The following is a 1,642-nucleotide window of genomic DNA, read 5'->3' on the forward strand; positions in this document are numbered from 1 at the left end:
AGGGATTGGCAAAACCATAATAGAAGGAAAGGGGGATACAAATCAGCACTGAAGAAATCACCATTACAGCGAAGGAGCGCTTTTTCATGAGACTTAAGGCATCTAATCCAAGTACTTCTCTTGCGGTGACCTTTTCTCCTTTGGCTTTAGGAGGTGTATTGGGCAAACTAAAGCTATACAAGCCCATAAAAAGAGCCATAGCCGCTCCTAATTGAAATTGTTGTTTCGAATCTTCAATGGCCATATAGCCGATGATAAGCCCTATTACGATCCAACCAATTGTACCCAGAACTCGTACTCCCGGAAATTCTTTATCCGGATTATCCATGTGCGAGAAGCAGATGGAATTGGTTAGCGCAATGGTCGGCATATAGGTGATGGTGTATAGCAATAGAAGGGGATAAAAGCTACCAAAATCCGTGGATTCTGATACCAGGTACATCAATCCTGCCCCAATCAGATGTAGAATTCCCAGCATTTTTTGGGAGGCCACAAATTTGTCCACAAACATTCCACGAAAAAGGGCGAAATCATTGCTGCGATGGCTCCTGCTCCATAGGCAAGGCCGATTTGCGTTCCACTAAATCCCAGGGTTTGTCCCAGATAAGTTCCCATGGTTACATACCAGGTTCCCCAAACAAAGTAGTTGAAAAACATCATGGCAGAGAGCTGGAGGCGTAGTCGTAGTTTCATATTTAGAAGTATAAGGAAGGAAAGATAGTAAAAATGGGGGATTGAGTTTAAGCTAGAGTGCATCTAACATAAATTATTTCCTAAATAGGTATATATCCGCTTTTTTTTTTCGTTCCCTTGAATCAAAAAGAGCTTATCGTATGCTTTCCTTTCTTTTTCCTTAGATGAAATCCTTCAGTATAATTCAGGGCAGGCCTCGCAAAAAATCAAGCTGCTGCAAAGCCAGCACACAGTCCGGCCCCCGCACCCGATGCAGCAGCGAGGCCCCGGCGCGCAAAGGGAAGTGTTAGCGTATTTGTATGTTAGGGTGTTTACGTTTTTTCAATGTAAAAACCACTGCTACCCCTTATGCTACCCAGGCGCGGAGGCTCGGCAGCGCCAATCGGGAAATGGGGCGGCGAGTGCGGCTGGTTCTTGGTGCTGCGATTTTTGACTCCATCTTTTTTAAAAAAGATGGAATCAAGCCCATAGATGAAAACTATTCTATTTAATTCTTCTTATACAAAACCGCCAACCCATTCGAACTCCGAAAAACCTCCTCATATGCTTTCTCAAGCTGATTTCTCAGATCAAGCGTATTAGGATGATCCTTAAATTCACCCTCCATACACCAGCTCAGGACATAATCTACGCTTCCTCCTGTTTTTTGAGGGTAGGAGAGGAGATCTACTGCGGGTGGGCGACCTTCGATGTTTTCCCGCACGCCCAAATGGACATAAGGTTGTTTATCCGCTTTCCAGATCAAGGGGAAGTAGCCCAGGCCTGCTTCATAATTGCCGAGCATGACCAGACTCCGATCGGTACCCAAATAATCGGCAGCATGCATAAAGAGCCAGATTCGTCGAGCTACATTTTTTCCCTCAGGCGTAAGTCCCTGATGGGCAAAACTGAGGGGTAAAACCGTCGAACGATCAGGAATATGTTGACGAACCTCCAAATATTCCTGAAC

At 45.0% G+C, this 1,642-nt stretch carries 1 protein-coding gene and 1 pseudogene; both read right to left on the reverse strand.

The window, feature by feature from the left end; translation table 11 throughout:
- Positions 1 to 756: pseudogene (locus D5R40_RS32825) on the reverse strand (MFS transporter); the annotation flags it as partial.
- Positions 757 to 1,180: 424 nt separating this feature from the next.
- Positions 1,181 to 1,642, reverse strand: a 462-nt coding sequence (locus D5R40_RS32835; RefSeq protein WP_205127847.1) for a hypothetical protein, incomplete at its 5' end; no start/stop codon positions are given.

It is taken from the genome of Okeania hirsuta (assembly GCF_003838195.1).
Taxonomy (GTDB): domain Bacteria; phylum Cyanobacteriota; class Cyanobacteriia; order Cyanobacteriales; family Microcoleaceae; genus Okeania; species Okeania hirsuta.